General features: G+C 49.8%; 16 protein-coding genes. 8 read left to right on the forward strand and 8 right to left on the reverse strand.

What is annotated here, in order from left to right; genetic code table 11:
- Nucleotides 1–158 precede the first annotated feature (158 nt).
- Complete coding sequence (locus tag LQV63_RS14760; protein WP_233697290.1) at nt 159–1,226, forward strand: hypothetical protein; 1,068 nt, start codon at nt 159–161, stop codon at nt 1,224–1,226.
- A gap of 986 nt (nt 1,227–2,212) precedes the next feature.
- Here LQV63_RS14760 and LQV63_RS14765 read toward each other — a convergent pair.
- The 4 genes from LQV63_RS14765 to LQV63_RS14780 form a co-directional block, all read right to left on the reverse strand.
- On the reverse strand, nt 2,213–3,670 hold the full coding sequence (locus LQV63_RS14765; protein WP_407672923.1) for an RtcB family protein: 1,458 nt from the start codon (nt 3,668–3,670) through the stop codon (nt 2,213–2,215).
- Between the two features lie 350 nt (nt 3,671–4,020).
- Nucleotides 4,021–5,241, reverse strand: coding sequence for an acyltransferase (locus LQV63_RS14770; protein ID WP_233697291.1), 1,221 nt, complete (start codon nt 5,239–5,241; stop codon nt 4,021–4,023).
- A gap of 100 nt (nt 5,242–5,341) precedes the next feature.
- Entirely contained in the window at nt 5,342–6,181 is an 840-nt protein-coding gene (locus tag LQV63_RS14775) for an EcsC family protein (RefSeq protein ID WP_233697292.1), read from the reverse strand.
- A gap of 91 nt (nt 6,182–6,272) precedes the next feature.
- On the reverse strand, nt 6,273–6,554 hold the full coding sequence (locus LQV63_RS14780) for a hypothetical protein (RefSeq protein WP_233697293.1): 282 nt from the start codon (nt 6,552–6,554) through the stop codon (nt 6,273–6,275).
- Nucleotides 6,555–7,007: 453 nt separating this feature from the next.
- On the opposite strand from LQV63_RS14780, the gene LQV63_RS14785 reads away from it, so the two are divergent.
- The 5 genes from LQV63_RS14785 to LQV63_RS14805 all read left to right on the forward strand — a co-directional run bounded on the left by LQV63_RS14785 (nt 7,008) and on the right by LQV63_RS14805 (nt 10,510).
- Nucleotides 7,008–7,487 carry a MarR family winged helix-turn-helix transcriptional regulator gene (locus LQV63_RS14785; RefSeq protein ID WP_019422308.1) on the forward strand — a complete coding sequence of 160 codons (480 nt, stop codon included), beginning with the start codon at nt 7,008–7,010 and terminating at the stop codon, nt 7,485–7,487.
- A complete protein-coding gene (locus LQV63_RS14790) occupies nt 7,484–8,344 on the forward strand; it encodes an MBL fold metallo-hydrolase (RefSeq protein WP_233697294.1) in 861 nt (286 codons plus the stop codon). Before LQV63_RS14785 ends, LQV63_RS14790 begins: the two co-directional genes overlap by 4 nt.
- 136 nt (nt 8,345–8,480) lie before the next feature.
- Entirely contained in the window at nt 8,481–9,278 is a 798-nt protein-coding gene (locus LQV63_RS14795; RefSeq protein ID WP_233697295.1) for a class I SAM-dependent methyltransferase, read from the forward strand.
- Complete coding sequence (locus LQV63_RS14800) at nt 9,262–10,218, forward strand: hypothetical protein (RefSeq protein ID WP_233697296.1); 957 nt, start codon at nt 9,262–9,264, stop codon at nt 10,216–10,218. Before LQV63_RS14795 ends, LQV63_RS14800 begins: the two co-directional genes overlap by 17 nt.
- A 52-nt stretch (nt 10,219–10,270) precedes the next feature.
- A complete protein-coding gene (locus tag LQV63_RS14805) occupies nt 10,271–10,510 on the forward strand; it encodes an NHLP leader peptide family RiPP precursor (protein ID WP_233697297.1) in 240 nt (79 codons plus the stop codon).
- 57 nt (nt 10,511–10,567) lie between these two features.
- Here the strand turns inward: LQV63_RS14805 and LQV63_RS14810 are convergent, their stop codons facing one another.
- Together LQV63_RS14810 and fabF are read right to left on the reverse strand one after the other, a co-directional pair.
- Nucleotides 10,568–12,475 (reverse strand): sensor histidine kinase, encoded by a 1,908-nt coding sequence (locus LQV63_RS14810; protein ID WP_233697298.1) that lies wholly within the window; start codon nt 12,473–12,475, stop codon nt 10,568–10,570.
- A gap of 802 nt (nt 12,476–13,277) precedes the next feature.
- Entirely contained in the window at nt 13,278–14,519 is a 1,242-nt protein-coding gene (fabF, locus tag LQV63_RS14815) for a beta-ketoacyl-ACP synthase II (protein ID WP_233697299.1), read from the reverse strand.
- 124 nt (nt 14,520–14,643) lie between these two features.
- Here fabF and LQV63_RS14820 point away from each other — a divergent pair, with 124 nt between their 5' ends.
- Nucleotides 14,644–15,504: a helix-turn-helix transcriptional regulator gene (locus LQV63_RS14820; RefSeq protein ID WP_019422301.1), complete on the forward strand. Its 861-nt coding sequence runs from the start codon at nt 14,644–14,646 to the stop codon at nt 15,502–15,504.
- A gap of 159 nt (nt 15,505–15,663) precedes the next feature.
- Nucleotides 15,664–15,825, forward strand: coding sequence for a hypothetical protein (locus LQV63_RS14825; RefSeq protein WP_019422300.1), 162 nt, complete (start codon nt 15,664–15,666; stop codon nt 15,823–15,825).
- 131 nt (nt 15,826–15,956) lie between these two features.
- Here LQV63_RS14825 and LQV63_RS14830 read toward each other — a convergent pair whose 3' ends face one another.
- A complete protein-coding gene (locus tag LQV63_RS14830) occupies nt 15,957–16,667 on the reverse strand; it encodes an SDR family oxidoreductase (RefSeq protein ID WP_019422299.1) in 711 nt (236 codons plus the stop codon).
- 34 nt (nt 16,668–16,701) lie between these two features.
- The gene (locus tag LQV63_RS14835) at nt 16,702–17,946 is read right to left on the reverse strand and encodes an aminotransferase class III-fold pyridoxal phosphate-dependent enzyme (RefSeq protein WP_019422298.1); all 1,245 of its coding nucleotides are present in this window, start codon (nt 17,944–17,946) and stop codon (nt 16,702–16,704) included.
- Nucleotides 17,947–17,953 lie beyond the last annotated feature (7 nt).

Raw genomic sequence — 17,953 nt, forward strand, 5'->3', positions numbered from 1 at the left:
CTAAGGTGTGCGGTCTATTTCATTTGTTCTGCTATGCTGTGCATCAATTATACAACCGCAAGAGAAGAAAAATAGATTTATCGTCTTGTCTCACCCACATGGCTCATACAATGATCTTGTACACCTGCGCCTTCATTTATTTCAAAGGAGGGATATTCATGTCTTGTACACAGCCTGACAAACAAAAAGTCGAATTAAGCGCCGTACCGGTACCATCAGATATTTCAGGAGCGCAAGGAAGTGGCAGAAGACGGTTGTTTATTAGCGATAATCCCGAATCGATTAATGACAGCGTGCCGTTCGTCAACCATATGGCCACGGTATGGCATGATACGGTAAAGGATAGCAACAGCGTATCGTATCGCGTGTTTCTGTGGCATTATAATCGGTTGGACATTCCCGTGCGGGCAGCGGTCACGGTCAGCAATGATGGCGTTGCAGATAGTGCTAACCTGATTCAAATTTCCAAAGTAAGTGTACAGGAAGTGTTGCATACAGAAAATTTTCTTGCGGCAGGATTGTGCATGGCCAAAGCCCTCATCGGCGGGACATGGAATATTCGCCCTCCCGTGGACAAGTCAGTTCAAGGCGGAGACATTGGCATCGTATACGAAATGCAGATGAATCCCAATACATTAAGCGGTGCTGTTGTGGAGTTTACAGTGAAACAGAAGAAGAAAAGGAAGAGAGCGTTGCAGTTTATGGTACGTTCGGTATTGGCCAACCATGATTGTGCAGAGCTCAGAACGCACCGGGAGCCGCCTGTAACGCCGAATTCTCCCCACCCGCGAGGCTCTTGGGATTTTGCGGATATTCGGGGCAACTCGATTTCCTTTGATGTAAGGCAAGGGGAGCAGAGCGTGAGCATCATGGGCAAAGGGAATGACTTTCTGTACAAAGCAGCCTTAAGCTATGACCCGGAACACGCCTTTGATAATAAAGGACAATACGGCGCCAAATATAAAGTATCGGTCCGTCTTATCAACCGCACGCATAAAGCGAAGCAAGTGGCTGTTTATCTTAATCCGCGCGGCGGGGCATTTGCAGGGGCCGTCAAAATAAAGGGCGTCACGTACGGGGTGCCGATCGTCAAAGCGCCGAATGAAGCTTGTGAACTCATGAATGTAACGGTAAGAGCTCATAGTGTACTCAATATCCCACTAGAGATTGCCATTGCCGGCGCGGCCTCCTCGCCAATCGCTATCTTGTGCAGAACCTTGAACTAGGAGGCAGTGCAGGGCTAGCGGCAGGTGGTGGTAGGTTGATAGGAGCTGGTTGGCGCTGGGAGGCGCTAGTTAGGCGCTAGCAGGCGCTAGCCAGGCGCTAGCAGGCGCTAGCCAGGCGCTAGCAGGCGCTGATAGGCGCTGGGAGGGGCTGGCAGGCGATGGGAGGCGCTAGCAGGCGATGATAGGCGATGGCAGGCGCTAGCAGGCGCTAGCTGGCGCTAGTAGGCGATGGCAGGCGATGGCAGGCGCTAGCAGGCGATGGCAGGCGCTAGCAGGCGCTAGTAGGCGATGGCAGGCGCTAGCAGGCGCTGATAGGCGCTAGCAGGCGCTAGCAGGCGCTAGCAGGCGCTAGCAGGCGATGGCAGGCGCTGATAGGCGATGGCAGGTTCTGCTGGGTAGTGCTGGGGCAGCGGTCCTTGCGACTGAATCCAATCAAGGAATCCAGCAGTTTTTATGGCTCTTAACGAGTACTTACTATTAGCACGCTGTCTCTGCTCATTTGTACAGTAATGCCTTTGCACATTTAACTTACTATGCTCACATCCATTGGATTTCGTACAGTAGATTGTTGAAGATGAGCGCCGAGAGGGTGCTTCCATTGGAAATGGTACAGTCAAATGGCCTCAAGTACGGCTCTATCACTGAAATAGGGGGGATTTGATTGGAGATTTTCCAGTAGAATGAACCATTGCCACTTTAAATGGGAACTTCTATTGGATCTTTTCCAATGAACGAGCCGATTCTCAGCGCATGCCATGCTACGCCCGGCTATCCGTTCAAAGTGCGCGCAGGCCTTCCATAGCGCAAATGATATGCGGCTCAAGCGGTGCGGCTAGCGCGGGTTGCCAATGCCGCAATAGCGCACGGCGGCCTTGCGCACGGCGCGTGCCAATAAGACGCGCCACATAACGGTGATAGACCGCATCCCATAGCGGAATGCGGTCTATCTGGTTCAGAGCGGGCGCAGCGAACGCGCTGCCCGCATGCTACCCGCCTTTGACCGTAGCCAAAGGCTTGCATCTCGCCACTACGCCGGCAAGTCCGGCCCCAACGACGCTCTCTATAATTTGCTCCACGTCCTTGTAGGCCTGCGGCGATTCGTCGATAATCGATTCCAGCGTGCGCTGGTTCACGACCACCTCGTCCTCCGTGCCAACCCGCAGCGAAGCCGCGAACTCGTCGACCGTCACCAGTTGCTTCGTGGCGCTGCGAGACCGGACGCGCCCCGCCCCATGACAGATGGAATAATAGTTCGCCGCCCCCGCCTCACGGCCAACCATGAGATAGGACGCGCTGCCCATCGAGCCAGGGATGAGCGCCGGATGTCCAGTTGCCGCATACGGCTTCGGATTGTCCGGGTGCTGCGGCGGCAACGCGCGGGTCGCCCCCTTGCGGTGTACGAACATGCGGCGTCCGTCATGGCTTTCTTCCCACGCATAGTTGTGCATTAAATCGTACAGCGTGCTCATCTCCACCTTCGTGCCGAACACGTCGCGGAACGCCTCTCGGATGCCATAAGCCATCAGATGCCGATTCACCACGGCATAGTTGAGCGCTGAGTACATCAGATGAACATAGCGCTCTGCCACGGGTTCGGCAAGCGGCGCGAACACGAGCTTCGGATCGGCCGTGCCGCTGCCGATCGAGCGCATCCACTGCGCCATTTCTTTGCTGCAGAGTTGACTGACGGCGCCACCCCAAGCGCGGGAGCCGGAATGGATCATGACGATGACTTGGCCATCGAACAATCCCCAAGCTTCCGCGACCTCCCGGTTCGACTCGTCGATTTCCACGGCTTGGATTTCTGCAAAGTGGTTGCCGCTGCCAAGAGTTCCGAGCTGACGGTGGGAGCGGTGCCACGCCGCTGCCGGCATCGCGTCCAGCACGTCCTCGTCGAACGCGAACTTGCTGTGCTCCACATGAGTTAAGGACGTCGCCTTCTTCGGCGTATAGGCATCTGGCACATATTTCTTCGGCAAGCCATGGAGCCCTTTCACCAACACATGCTCCAAGCGGATGTCAGAGAAATGACCACGCGCATGGGAATCGATGGGGATCATCTTTTCTATCGCCTTCACGAGCTTGCGCCGCAGCTTCACATCCTGCAATGCGTCGCGGTGCAAATTCGTGAGATGGACCCGCATGCCGCAACCGATATCGCTCCCGACGATGGAGGGAGATACGTAACCGTCGCTCGCGTTCCAGACCGCCGTTGTGCCGATGCACGTGCCGACACCGACATGAACGTCCGGGGTATAGCTCATGTAGACCCGGTTCGGAATTTGCAAATTGTTGTTGGCCATTTCAAATACTTTGACCCCCAAATCATGGTAGAGGGCATTATTGGCATAGACGTGCAGCGTCCCGGCAGGCAGCTCCATTGTGCGATAATAGCACTCCTGCTCCTGCTCCTGCTCATTATATAAAGAATCATTTGTATACATATATTTTTAAGTTCCTTTCCAGTTTCCGTTCTGCTCTGTTCCAAAAAACACAAAAAAAGACCGCAGACTCTCGTCCTGCGGCCATCCGAACATACAAAAAAGCCACAGACTTCATCGTCCATGGCCAAGCAACCGATATTAGCCTCCCCCGAGGGGGATCGCTCGATTATCTTGTTCTCACTCCGTAGAGGCCGACGAGAGACCGTTCACTATCATTATGCAGTTGCACCGTCACATATTGATTCCATGTCATCTTCATCAACCTCCTTTTTCCAAAATGTATACTCATCATAAAATGGTAAACCCGTAAATGTCAACCCTTATTTTAGCAGAAAAGAAAAGATGCAGCGCTAGGAGTAAGAAGAACTCGCCTCGCCTCGCCGGCCTCCAGCCCCTTCTGCTGAGCTTGTCTTCCTGCGCTTCGCCCCGATGAACAAGCTTGCGAATGGCGAGTGCTGCAGCCATCTGGTGATAAAAAGCGATGCCGCTGCGACCACCACGAACGTCAATACGGTTGCGATTAGGTGAAAGCCTTCCAGCGACAACTGGCGGGTAAATCGGGACACCAGCGCCAGCACGAGCGCATGCACCAAATATCCGCCGAACGAATACGTTCCGGCCATCCGCAAGAACCGCTGCATCAATCCGCCGCGCTTTTGGATTTGCAGCGCAATCGCGTAAATGAGCAGCATCTGCACTACGATGAGCACGAAGACAGTCGGCTTCAAATACGTCGAGATATTCAAGTTAATTGGCGTGATCCCTGCGGACAGCAGATCATAACCGATGAAGATGTAGCACGCGATAAAAATAAATAAGTTCCAAGAAGCAGCCTGCTGCACCCACTGCCGCCACCGCTGCAGATGAAGCGCGCACACAATGCCTAGCGCAATGTAGAAAAAGTAAAATATGACGATCATCGTCCGGTGTCCGGCAAGCACTTGTCCGATTCCTCCGACAGATCCCGCCCACCCCGCGGCCTTATAATATGACCAATACATGAGACCTGCATAAGCTGCTCCGAGCCCGAGCAGTATCCCCGTCACATGGCGCACGGATATCACTCCGAACCAAGTGAATAGCCGCTTCCGCACAGCCTGCACGAACCGTGCCAGCCACGGGTAGAGGAGGTACAGCTGAAAGATCATCGGAATGAACCATAACTGATATCCGTAAGTCGGCGTGAGAAACTGCTGGCTCAGCAGCACCCAGCCTTCCTTCGTCAGAAGTAGCCCTTGCAGCGAGAATACGCCGTATATCAAGGTCCACAGTGCGAAAGGCACAAGCACGGACTGTGCGCGCCGCTTGATGAACCGGCCGTAATCAAGAGAAGCATCGTAATTATAGAACAAGATGACGGTCGACAAGAAGACGAAAGTCAACGTTCCGTATCGCGTAAAGTGATACAGCATCCCCAACATGACAGCATCCGCAGGCAAAATATCCGCACGATAGATGTACTCTCCAATGCTATGCTGCAGTACAATAGCAAAAAAGGCGAGCGCCCGCATAATCGTAATTTCTTCAATTCGTTCTTTCTCACCTGATTGGATAGGTGGTTTTGTGGTCATTGCCCCAATCCTCTCGTTTTCATAGTTGAAGGTAAGGAACCATTATAAACCATTAACCTGAAAAAGAGATGAAAAAGAACTGTAAATATTTACAAATATATTAGAGGTTTGAATCCAATTCCCGCAACCGCGCCTTAACCGCCCGCTTGCGGTACATATTCTGCGCCGTTTCGGCCATATCGTGAATCATGGAGCGGTTCATGAAGGAGCCGAGCACCATGCCGAGCACGGGAATCGACTGAAACAGCTTCTTCCACCCGAAGCTATCGGTGAACGAGGCCATCGTCTCCCGCCAGCCCTGCACTTCGGAGATAGCATCCCGAGCCCGGTCCGGATTATCATAATCGGCCAAGTCCTTCAATATGGCCCGCTTGCCGACGACGTCCGACGTAGCCAACTGCATGCACTTGACGATAAAGACGCGCTCCCGCACATCGTTCGGATTGTAGCCGTAGCAAATTGCCGTCTCCTGCAGCACCTTCAGCGCCAACCCGAGCACAGCGGGAATATCGATAGCAAGCGTAAATATGCCGCCGAACCCGGTCGTCGCCCCTTGAGCGAACGCCATCGTCTTGTTCGCCTCACGCACCTGTTCCGCCACGCGATCGCACACGGCGAGCGGCATGGCCTCCACAAGCGCGATGTCTGGCTCCGCATACTGCCCCGCCGTTGCCGGATCAGCTTCTTGCCAATTCGCATGCAGCTTCTTGAGCACACTCTTCTCCTGCACCAAGTAATTGCCGCCGGTATGCAAATAGCTGCCCAATTCATCCAGCAGCTCGGCAATCTTCTGCTGCAGCCCTTTCGGCGTAAATCGATCCAGCAGCGTGAACGGCATCCGCCCGATTTTTTCCAAAATCGACAAATCGCGCTGTTCCTGTTCCCACGTTTCTATTTCTTTCAACGCTTGCTTCAGCTCTGAACGTTGTTCCTGTATCATCCTTCGCTCCAACCTCCACGATGTGCGCATACATACCCATCAGTTTCATTAAACAGTTGTACGCTGCATGAAGGATACCGTTTCGGATGTTTTACATGGGCTCACCGTAAATCAATTCCTTCAACGACTGGGCCTCTGCCTTCTCCCGATCGTTTAGCAATCCATCGAACTCATATACGTACGTGCCGTTGTCCGCAATTTTCAAAATAGCCGCCTTCTGCTTCACGAAGTGCTCCAACAAGCTGCTTGCCTTTTGCACGCTTATGCGGGTATACATGGCTAGCTCGGCAGGGGTCAGGCGCCCTCCGTGACTCGCCGCCAAGACGAGCGTCGCGCTTTCCAACTCCTCTTGCTTGCGCCGTCTCCGCTTCATGACCGAAGCACATCCAGCCGCCAAGCAATGCGGGCATAACGCCGACCAACAGCACCAGATCCAGCTGGGCGCTAGCCGACATTTCCGAATCCGTTCCAATGATGGAGCCTGTAACAATCATCAATCCGAATACCATGATGATAATGCCTGCGAACATTAACACGTGCTCTTTTATAATCCGTCCATATTGGGGTGGTGAATTCTCCACCATACGACTAACCCTCTCCAGTTGAAAATATTGTGGACGATTATGTACGTTCACTTCTCCAATATATGAGGATTTGATGGGAAAATCCATACATTGCTGCGCCGCACGATACCGCTCTATGTTCTGTCTCCGACCCCTGTGATCGCAATTGACAGCTCAAGAAATCCGGTTTATATTAAAACAATAATTAAGTTAAGTTAACTAAACAAATTTGTTGCAACGAGGCGGAAGGAGGTTGTTCGTCCATGTATGACGAGTATCGCCGCGTCATGGATCGGATCAATGAGCAATTCGAACGGTTCAAAACGATCATTACGTCCGGCTCACCTGAAGTGGAACGGTTGAATGACTTCAAATTGACGCCGCAGCAAGAGCTCATTATGTTCCACATCATTCGGTCTCAGCCTATTACCGCACACATGATCGCAGCTTACATGAACGTGACGAAGAGCGCCGTCAGCCAGACGATGGCGAAGCTGGAGAGCCGGGATATGATTGTCCGCGATCCCAATCCGCGCAACCGAAGGGAAGCGCTCATCCGTCTCGGCAAGCGCGGCGAGGAATATCGGGCAGTGCTCGAAGACATTGATGAGATGCTGGTCCGCAAATATTATTCCAAGGTCGAGCTGAGGGAATTGCAGCAAGTGCTTGACACCCTTACGAAGCTGAATGGCATTCTCGGCGACGAATCTGGCAAAACACGGTCTAAGGAGGAAGACAAATGAAGCATGAACGAATTTTGAAACAATTAACGGATCATATCGTGTTCTTGCCTCCAGAGGAGGAGACCGACCGTCCAATTATCGCGGCGATACGCGGTACAGAGCGGACGCTTGTCGTAGATGCGGGGAATTCGCCCGCCCACGCGGAGCTGTTCCTTTCTCTGTTGACTGAACGTCAATGGCCTCAACCGTATGCAGCCGTAATTACCCATTGGCATTGGGATCATATTTTCGGAAGCCACCGCATGGGTATCCCTCTCATCGCCCACGAGGCGACGAAGCAGGCGATTGAGCAGCTCGTGCCGCTGTCTTGGACCGACGACGCTTTGGATGAAAGAGTGCGCAATGGAACGGAAATTCCTTTTTGCGCAGATATGATAAAAAAAGAGCTCGGCCCCAATCGCGACGTTGCGATCGAGGTCCCTGCGATGACGTTCCAAGATTCGTTGGAGCTTGATTTGGGCGGCTTGCATTGCAGCATCGAGCACGTCGGCGGCGATCACGCCCATGACTCCTCCATCATTTATGTCCAAGAAGAGCGCGTCCTGCTGCTTGGAGATTGCCTGTATCAGGACTTGTACAGCAATCCGGTTCAGTATACCGTCCCCGGCACCCGCGCGCTGCTGGCACGGATACAGAAATATGAGGCCGACATCTATGTCCTGTCGCACGAGCTGCCGCTGTCCAAGGCCGAATTCCAACAATTTGCCGGACAACTGCAGCTGCTCTGTGATCTGACGGAACAACATGACGGCAATAAAGATGCCGTAACTGCATCGATTACGCAGCTGTTGGGCCGAGAGCCCGAAGAATTCGAACAAACGGCGGTTGAATGGTTTGCCAACGGTTATCGAAAATAACGCCTATTCCTAATCGCTGTCGATTCCGCTCTCATGAATCGACGGCATTTTTATTTTCCTGATATTGCCTTCCACTCGCCCTGTAATCTATACTGAGTATGACTTTCATCCCAGCAAATGTTGAGGAGGGCTTACAATGACGCCGCAAATCGACATCTTCGACATCTTCGACGACATGCTTGAGTTGACCGCGGACCTCTTGTTCGACACGGAGAAGCTGTTGTATTTCCGCGATTCCGCACCCGGAAGCGTGCTTGATGTGGGCTGTGGGAACGGCGCCTATCTGAATCGGCTCAAAGCAGCCTTCCCCGAATCGGCATGTGCGGGCATCGACCACAATGATGCCATTTTGCAAAGAGCCTGTGCCCAGCCGAACCAGCCAATCGCCTGCTATCACGGAAGCTACGAAGAGTTGCCCGCAAGCGGCACCTTCGACACCATTATCGTCAGACTCGTCATCGATCACATTCCGGACAGGGCGCATTTTTTCCGCTGGCTGCAGGATCGCACAGATGATGGCGCCCGCATCATCATTATGGATATTGAAGAAGACGGCATTCTACATGTAGACGAGCTTCCGCTGTTCGCCAGCATGTATGATGAATCTCGCCGTCACATTCGCAAGCCCTCACTTCTTGCCCTCAAAGACACACTCAAAATGGAGCTTGCGCATTTTCGTTTTCAACCCATCAACGTCACATCTTACGACATCTCAACCGACAGCATGCAGATTAGGGAAAAAGTTCATCGTTACCTGCAACTCGTGTCTCAGTTGTTCACCGGAACCGATCTATCTCAGGAAAGGGCACAGGAACTGGACGAATGGTACCATTCGGACCGCAACCTGAACATTCGTATGTTCGGCTTGGAAGCCATTCGCACGAGTTCTCAACCGCTAAGCAAAGGAGGATTATCGTATGATATGGTTCGATGAGCACAAAGCGGAATTGCACGAAGTCTTCGCGGAAGCGGAACGGAGAATAGAAGCCTTTCCTGCTCCCATGAACGTTTTGGGGCAACGATATATGGAGAAATTCAACCCATTGATGCAGGATAGCACAACCAACTACATATGTTATTTGCTTCCTTACTGGGTGCAAGCAACGGCAGGCTTGACGCGGGAGCAATGCCGTCAGTTGTCCTTAGCCAACGTGTTCGTCATGCTATACTTCTTCCTTCAGGACGACTTGATGGATACCGTACCGGAAGAATGGGGTCAGCAGCTCATCCTCGGAAACTTATGTTATTTGGAATTTTTGCAAATATATCATCAGTTGTACCCATCCGATTCTTCCTTCTGGACATCGTTCCATCAATACATTACGGAGTGGGCAGAAGCCGTAGCGAAGGAACGGGAGGAAGATATTTTCCTGACGCATCGCGTCATGGTCGCGAGAAAGGCGGCTCCCGTGAAATTTGCCAGCACTGGAGCGTTATGCCTTACCGGCCGGACTCAGCTGATTGACACCTTGTCCAATGCGGTCGACACCGTGCTCGTCACGCTGCAAATGGCCGATGACTGGGAAGATTGGGAGGATGACTTGCAAGAAGGGAGCTACAATTGCCTCATGTCGTGGATCCGATTCGAGCTGAATCTGCCGGCTACGGAGCCGCTGTCGCCGGACACGGTGCAGACAGCGATAGCCGTACACGACTGCATGAAAGGCTACGCAGAACAGGCGCAGGAGCATCACCGCCGGTTGCATGCGCTCAACCTCGATATTCCGCATCTGCATCAATTTCATCAATTTCTTATCGATGGTCTCGTCGGAGAAGCGAACCGCGTTCAACAAGAACGGGAGACTTTAATGCTAGGCGGATTGAATCATTGGCTGTCGAAAAACGGTAAAAAAGTAGTGGATTCTACAAATTAAGCATGATAAACTATAATTCAAGCAAATTCCAATTTGTGGAGGGATGAGTATTATGAGCACCGAACAACTGGTCAGGAATCAAATTGTTCAGAAAGCTTGGGAGGATCCGTCATTTAGACAGAAACTTCTGTCTGCTCCGAAGGCTGCTATCAAGGAAGTGCTGGGCATCTCCATTCCCGAACATATTGAAATAAAAGCTGTGGAAGAGACAAAGGATCAATTCGTATTGGTTATCCCTCCGAATCCGACAGATGTCATCACAGCAGGCCGCGTGCAAATGGGCACTTGGTAAACATATATCCTTACTTGAAGAAGAGGGACAAGCCCTCTTCTTTTTAATTGCCCCGCCTCACATCGCTTTCTCATAAACGGAGGGGAAGCGTACGACCACTTCGGTGCCGACACCCTTTTTGCTGGTAAATTTGATTTCCCCTTGCATGACCTCGATAATCCGCAACGTCACCATGAGGCCGAGTCCGGTTCCTTTTGTTTTATTTGAAAAATACGGCTCACCCAACCGGCTCAATTCCTGCTCATCCATGCCGGCGCCATTATCCTGAATGTGAATGGTGACTTTGCCTTCCTGCTCGTATCCCCATACGCGGATCCATCCTTTGTCGGTTAAGGCCTCGATGCTGTTTTTGATCAGGTTAATGAATGCTTGCTTGAACTTGGAGGAGTTCCCGTTAATGCACAGGTTCGGCGGCACATCCAACGTTATGACGCCGCCCTGCATGTTGGCTAGCGGAATGAGAATGCCTTCGATATGGCTTAGCTCTTCGCCTACATTCAGCACAGTAATGTCCTCCAGCTCTGGCTTAGCAAAGGTGAGGAAGTCGGTAATTATGGCGGAAGCCCGATCGAGCTCGGTCAGCGCCAGCTTCAAGTATTCCTTCTCTTTCATCGCCGCCTTACTGTCCAATAGCTGCAGGAAGCCGCGCGTCACTTGCAGCGGATTGCGCACTTCGTGGGCCACCGAAGCGGCAAGCTCGCTTAATATTTCCATCTTCTCCGAGTGCTGCAGCTTGCCGTTATACATCTCCAGTTCCTTCGAATACTGGATGACCCGCTCATGATTCAAAGCAACTCGTCTTCCTAAAATTAGGATGAGCGCAAGGACGAAACATAACGTCCCCCACTTCCATAATGACAATTCATACTGGGCGTATCGTATGAGAAACCATATCACCTCTGCGATCGATGTCATTGCGAATATGGTAAAACCAACCGCAAATAGAACGACATCTTTATTTTTCCGCAGCACATACAAAACAGAAACGCTAAGCAGCACGATAAGTTGGATGACAATGATAAAAGCCAGAACCGTTACCGTCAGAAAAAAATAAACGCTATAAATGGCATTATCCGAAATCAAATTGGCAACAGCCACTAATAGAATAAATGCCGAATAGCCCACTTGAAATTTACGTAATTTCGTAATAATGGCACTAGGTCCGGGACCGGTTATTATCTCGAAGTAGTAGCTTAAAGCAGGAAATAATATCATTAAACCTAAATCGAACAGAATAACAAAAACTTTTCCATACTCACTGAAAAAGGTATAAGTAAATCGGGAATACGTTATCATCAGAACGCCGGAGGATAAAATGACCAGACTAAGCGACAACCAGCTCGGCACATCGATATTCCGCAAAAACAAAGTGCAGCTTAACATGACGACGGCGGCAAATACCAAGGCGCTGCCCAAAATGATGTCCAGCAGCCCCTTATTCACATACAACGGGATCAGGTCTCGATAATTCCCGATCGTAATCTCACTGTGAATGCCGAATTTATCGCTTGATGTCGAAGCATGAATAAAGATATCTTGCCCTGCGGGATTGGCAGCGAGAGGTGCAAGAATGTGGTAAATATCATAGGTATAGTCCCGGGAAGATTCGAATACCTTCCGTCCATCCTCGGTATATACCTCCACATCAAACGCATACAGCTTGTCGATGTACAGTCCGGACTCGTCCCAAGGCGTAGCCGGCAGCGCAATGCGGAACCAAGCCGAATGGATGCGTTCCGGCTTCGAAGGGATGCCCCGGGCGAGATCCACCTCTCTCCACCCTTCCTTCGTGTGCGCGACGTCCTCCCACTTCAGGGGACTTGCTTCCCACAGCACGTCCCATTGCGACAGCTTCAACTGCTCCGAATGTGACGACGATGCCGTCCAGAGGCAGAATGGTTGAACAAATAAACCTATAATAAGAAGGAGTACCCCTATTGCGATACCTTTGCGAAGGAAATCCATACAGCACCTCTATACCGTTTTGTATGATCGTGACCTAAAAGGTCATTCGCACTATTTCAACAAATTTCTGTAAATTCCTTCTCACTATTTGGAAATTCATCCGTTTTTGTCGAAGTTCCGCTGCATTAGAGCATAGAGCACTGTTTTGTCGTTTAAAAACGAGAACTAGCTGTAGATGAAATCGCCGACGTATTTATCAAATGAGGTACCAGTAACGTGTTAAATATGGGGTTCGAGTAAGTTCAAAAGGATACGCGCAGTTCGATTTTATTAGAATAGGCATGAATAGATTTGAATGGCTAGTGGTTGCTTATCAGTTACCTTTCTAGTAGATATCGCATCTTCTATTAGTATGTAGCAGAAGAGCGAGGTGAATGATATGACAAGAATAGATGTGGTGACGATTGCATTTAGACGCAGCATCGTAAATCGGCGCAGATTTATTATAGCTTTCCGTATAGTAGGTAGTGCTAGACCGTGTCGCCGATTCTTGGTGATCGGTGGACGCGTGCTTTTTGCTGAACGTTGTCTTTTGAGAAACGGATTCCGTCTTGTGTCATCCAGACGAAATGTTCTTGTTTTTGAACGAAGAAGATAAAAATCTCATCCCAATCAAACAAGCCCTGGAAGCAATTCTAGATGAGCTTAGCAGCAGTCCCTGTGATCAAGGCCCCTTTGAAAAAAACCTATTTAAAAACTGGCGTCGGTAATCCACCGACGCCAGTTTGTTAATCTGTTTAATATAGCGATACTTCCGCTATGGTAAGCCTGCATGAGGGCAACCTCTTCTATCTAATTCGCATCACCGCTCGTATGCCTTCAGCACGATAACCGCATTGTGTCCGCCAAAGCCAAACGAATTGGACATTCCGATGTTGACAGAGGCGGAACGAGCCTGATTCGGCACGTAGTCCAAATCACAATCGGCATCTGCTTCCTCCAGATTGATTGTCGGCGGGATCATGCCTTCCTGCAATGTTTTGATCAACGCGATCGCTTCCGCGCCGCCGGCAGCGCCCAACATATGGCCGAGCATTGATTTGTTGGCGGTGACGGGTATATGGTGAGCCTGTTCGGCAAACAACCGCTTAATTGCCGTCGTCTCCGACAGGTCACCGATTCCGGTGCTCGTCGCGTGCGCGCTGATGACATCCACTTGCGCCGGTTCGATGCCCGCCTCTTGAAGCGCCAGCCTCATCGCTTGAGTCGCTCCGCGTCCCTCTGGATGAGTTGCGACCATGTGATACGCATCCGAGCTTGCTCCATAGCCTATCACTTCCGCATAGATGCGCGCATTTCTGCGCAAGGCGTGCGGCAATGACTCCATAATCAAGATGCCTGCGCCCTCGGCCATGACGAACCCGTCCCGATCTTTGTCAAAAGGCCGGCTCGCTCGGGCAGGCTCGTCATTCCGCGCCGATAAGGCGGTCGCATTGCTGAAGCTGGACAACGATAATTCCGTAATTGCCGCTTCCGTTCCTCCGGCAAACACGACATCTGCTCCGCCGTACCGAATGAGCCGGAACGCTTCGCCGATAGCCGTGTTGCCAATCGAACAGGCCGTCACGGGCGATAAGCTCGGACCTAGCGCTCCATATTTAATACTAATCTGGGCGGCAGCCATATTTGCAATCATCATCGGCACCAATGTCGGACTTACTCGCTCAGGACCGCGGTTAGTTAAGATGGCTTGCTGCTCCATCATTGTCTGAATGCCTCCGATGCCTGAGCCCACGTATACGCCCATTCGCTCCCGGTCGAGCTGATCCCAAGCGGCGAGTCCAGCATCTTCATAAGCTTGTTCTGCCGCCGCCAAGGCGAATTGACAGAAGCGATCCAAGCGCCGCGCTTCCTTGCGGCCGAATCGCGCATCCGCATCGAAGTCCCGAACTTGACCCGCTATTTTTGTTTTATGTTTCGATGTATCAAATGTATCGATAAGGGAAATTCCCGATTCCCCACGGATGAGTTGATTCCAAAATGCGTCCACCTCATTGCCGAGCGGAGAAATAACTCCCATCCCCGTAATGACGACTCTGTTCATCACATTTCCCTCCTGAGTTCGAATTGTATTAATACTATCGTTGCATAGTCATTATCATATTACAAGTTGTTGTTTATCCTAGTATAATAAGTACTATCATAAAGCAGGTGAAAGGGATGAGGCGATGAATCACCAATCGCGGCTCCAAATGCTGTCCGACTTTCTCAAATCTCAACGGGCTAAAATTCTTCCTCAAACCGTGGGTCTGCCAGAAGGAACCCGCCGCAGAACCCCAGGACTGCGAAGAGAGGAAGTCGCGCAATTGGCGGGAGTGAGCACGACTTGGTATACGTGGCTGGAGCAGGGACGCGACATCAAAGTATCCGCATCCGTACTGGACAATGTGGCAGCGGCGTTGCAATTGACCGTGGACGAGCGCAAATACTTGTATGCCTTGGCGCTGGAGGGCGGTGCTGGAGCCAATCCATGGCAGGAAGAAGAAGCGCAGATCAGTCCTGCTCTGCAGCGCATTTTGCAGGAGCTTCAGCACTGTCCGACCATTATTTCCGACAGGCGCTGCCACATCGTCGGCTGGAATCAGGCGGCGTCTCATGTCTTCTTGGACTTTACCCGTATCCCGCCTGAGGAGCGGAATATGATTCGTTTATTGTTTACGCGCAAGGAATTCAAGAGCCTGGCTGTCAATTGGGAGCATTTCGTCAAAGGATTTCTGTCGATCTTCCGCGCGTATTATGGTCAATATGTGGAGGATGGATGGTATGTTCGGTTTCTCGAGGAAATGAAGGAAGCCCACCCCGGCTTCCACCAGCTCTGGAACCAGAGCCAAGTCAGCTCGGCCCCTGAGGTCGTCATCGAATTCCGGCATGCCAAGGCGGGCAAAATGCTGTTCCATTTGACTTCACTCCAGGTGCAGGGCAGCGCCGACTTGCGCTGCAGCATCTATACGCCGGCCCCGGAGTCTTCGACCGAATTCAAGCTGAGGAAGCTGATGGATCTGAGCGCGGCAAGAAGCGGCGAGGAATAAACTCCGATCCATTATTATTCCAATTTTACTATATTTTTATTTACAATTTCCGTTATTTGTTATATGTTAACAGCGGGTAAGACAATCGGTGAATAAACTGGGTAAGTCAGAAGGCAGAATGCTGCTTCCGAGAAGCCATGATGTAGTGGAGGGGTATGCATGAACGATAACGAGCGAATTGAACGTCTGGAAAGAGAGCTTCATGAGATCAAAATTAAATTGGAAGAAGTATCCAACGAGAGCCGCGGATTTGATTTTTCATGGTTTTGGATTCTCATTCCTGTATTAGCGCTGGCGGGATGGGTAGTAAGAGGTTTTTGAAGCGCATTTGTTCGTATTGAATCAGCTTCCCCCGGATTTACCCCCAGCAGCTTGTCATAAGAAAAATAGCCTAATCTCCCGTCTTTGTACAGAAGGAATTAGGCTATCATCCATTTTAGCCACTATAGTCGTCATACAATTGTATAACCATAGTCGACAATAATGTTTTGTCCCCTGATAGCTTTGCTCTCATCAGACATTAGAAATTTGATGACCGCGGCAACATCAGTTGAATGGATCAATTTTTTATAAGGAATTCTTTTTATTAATTTCTTTCCCTCCATGGTTTCAAAATAGGCTTTATTTTTTTCACTCAGCACATAAGTCGGTGATATGCTATTAATCTTTATATCTTTATTCTGATCCTGCGAGAAATCAACGGTAAGATTTTTTACGAGTTGAATGAGGGCCGCTTTGGACGGGCCGTAAGAAACTCTGTTTTCATGGCCGATCACGCCATTCTGGGAGGCAATGCAAACGATTGCTATCTGTTGGCTGAATAAATCGTACCATCCCTTCAAGCAGAATAGAAAACCAGCGGCATTAATATCCAATGAGTTGGCCCAATCTGCATAATTCACATCATAAAAATTGGTCATATAGTTGATGCCGGCTAAATAAATGATGCCATCAATCGTTATCGAATGATGATGCAAGTACGAAGCGACTCGATCGATGCTCTCCTTAGAGGTTACATCGAAGTTCATATAGATTCGATTCCCCTCCACCTTTACAGCTTCTTCAATATTTTTGTCCAAACAAATGGTTCGAATATGATGGTAGACTCTTTTTACTTCTGCCCCTATCTCGCCTTCCGATCCGATAATTACGAAGGTTTTCAAGCTAAATCCCCTTTCTTTTATGGAATGAATCCGTTTATAAATAACGTTTTATTTTTTTGCAGATGATATGCAAGGCTGCTTCTAATTTATTGGCGTCGAGGAATAAGGGAGGAAAGAGCGTAATGCCCGAGTTGACTCCTTCATTGGAATAATCATAATAATAGTAAACTAAAATGCCAAATTCTTTTAACTCATTCACAATTCGGTTCGTTATATTGACATCATTGATCGTTATGGAGAACATGGCTCCCGCACCGCTATATCGCATGGAATAATGATCAAACACCCGCTTTATGCAATTTTCCATTTCGGCTACGTTCCGCTTGATTTCAGCTTCTTTTTCTATCATGTAGTTTAATGTCTCATTAGCTGCATGAATGGATAACAAGTTGCCATTTTGCGTTGAAAAATGATCAATGTGTTTATTCAATAATAGACCGCTTACCTTCTCCCCTATTAAAACTGCCCCAAAAGGCAAGATGCCGTTGTTAATTGATTTGCTTAAAATTAATATATCCGGAGGCGAAGCTAGCTTATGATAATAAAATCTAGCGCCAGTTCTGAAAAAACCCGTTGCCACCTCATCGAAGATTTTCAAAATATCGTTCATGTCGCAATGTTTCATCAGGATATTTAAATAGGTGTCATTTACGGCTATCGTACCGCTTGATCCTATAACAGGCTCAAATATAAATGCTGCGATGGTCTCCTTGTTACGATCGATAAAAGCTAACAACTCATCTAACATGCTTTGATTCCTCGGCGCAGGGAAAAAAACAACATGCTCATTGACGTTATTATAAGCTTTGCTAATGTCGCAATCGACGCCGCTTACCGCCATTCCGCCAAAAAAAGTGCCATGATACCCTTCTTGAAAAGCCAAAATCATTTTCCTTTGCTGATTGAAATGGGATAATTTAAGCGCCAGTTCCGTACCTTCAGAGCCGCTGCTTGTATAAAAAACTTTATGGAATGCATGATGTCCGCAATTTGCAAATTCCAGCAAGCTAACGGCAAATTCCTGATAGATGCCGTGATGATAAGAGTGGATATCCAAATAAAACAATCCGTCCGCCAACAGCATGCTCATTTTTTTTTGTATTCTGGTCAATAACTCGGCACGGTAGCCCAAGCTTACATTCCATAAACCGCTTCTTAAATCCAAGTGCTTTTTCCCGTTTTTGTCGATGATATATTCGTTGGATGCCTTTGCAACATCCAGGTTGTAATAAGGGTAATTATCAAATAAAGTCATCGGCACGACATAGTTGTAGACCATAATGCAG

The sequence above is a fragment of the Paenibacillus profundus genome, assembly GCF_021369635.1.
Lineage (GTDB): Bacteria > Bacillota > Bacilli > Paenibacillales > Paenibacillaceae > Paenibacillus_B > Paenibacillus_B profundus.

Coding starts and splice junctions, on each gene's coding strand:
- LQV63_RS14760 (WP_233697290.1), top strand. CDS start 159: ATGTCTTGTACACAGCCTGACAAACAAAAAGTCGAATTAAGCGCCGTA.
- LQV63_RS14765 (WP_407672923.1), bottom strand. CDS start 3,670: ATGTATACAAATGATTCTTTATATAATGAGCAGGAGCAGGAGCAGGAG.
- LQV63_RS14770 (WP_233697291.1), bottom strand. CDS start 5,241: ATGACCACAAAACCACCTATCCAATCAGGTGAGAAAGAACGAATTGAA.
- LQV63_RS14775 (WP_233697292.1), bottom strand. CDS start 6,181: ATGATACAGGAACAACGTTCAGAGCTGAAGCAAGCGTTGAAAGAAATA.
- LQV63_RS14780 (WP_233697293.1), bottom strand. CDS start 6,554: ATGAAGCGGAGACGGCGCAAGCAAGAGGAGTTGGAAAGCGCGACGCTC.
- LQV63_RS14785 (WP_019422308.1), top strand. CDS start 7,008: ATGTATGACGAGTATCGCCGCGTCATGGATCGGATCAATGAGCAATTC.
- LQV63_RS14790 (WP_233697294.1), top strand. CDS start 7,484: ATGAAGCATGAACGAATTTTGAAACAATTAACGGATCATATCGTGTTC.
- LQV63_RS14795 (WP_233697295.1), top strand. CDS start 8,481: ATGACGCCGCAAATCGACATCTTCGACATCTTCGACGACATGCTTGAG.
- LQV63_RS14800 (WP_233697296.1), top strand. CDS start 9,262: ATGATATGGTTCGATGAGCACAAAGCGGAATTGCACGAAGTCTTCGCG.
- LQV63_RS14805 (WP_233697297.1), top strand. CDS start 10,271: ATGAGCACCGAACAACTGGTCAGGAATCAAATTGTTCAGAAAGCTTGG.
- LQV63_RS14810 (WP_233697298.1), bottom strand. CDS start 12,475: ATGGATTTCCTTCGCAAAGGTATCGCAATAGGGGTACTCCTTCTTATT.
- fabF (WP_233697299.1), bottom strand. CDS start 14,519: ATGAACAGAGTCGTCATTACGGGGATGGGAGTTATTTCTCCGCTCGGC.
- LQV63_RS14820 (WP_019422301.1), top strand. CDS start 14,644: ATGAATCACCAATCGCGGCTCCAAATGCTGTCCGACTTTCTCAAATCT.
- LQV63_RS14825 (WP_019422300.1), top strand. CDS start 15,664: ATGAACGATAACGAGCGAATTGAACGTCTGGAAAGAGAGCTTCATGAG.
- LQV63_RS14835 (WP_019422298.1), bottom strand. CDS start 17,946: ATGGTCTACAACTATGTCGTGCCGATGACTTTATTTGATAATTACCCT.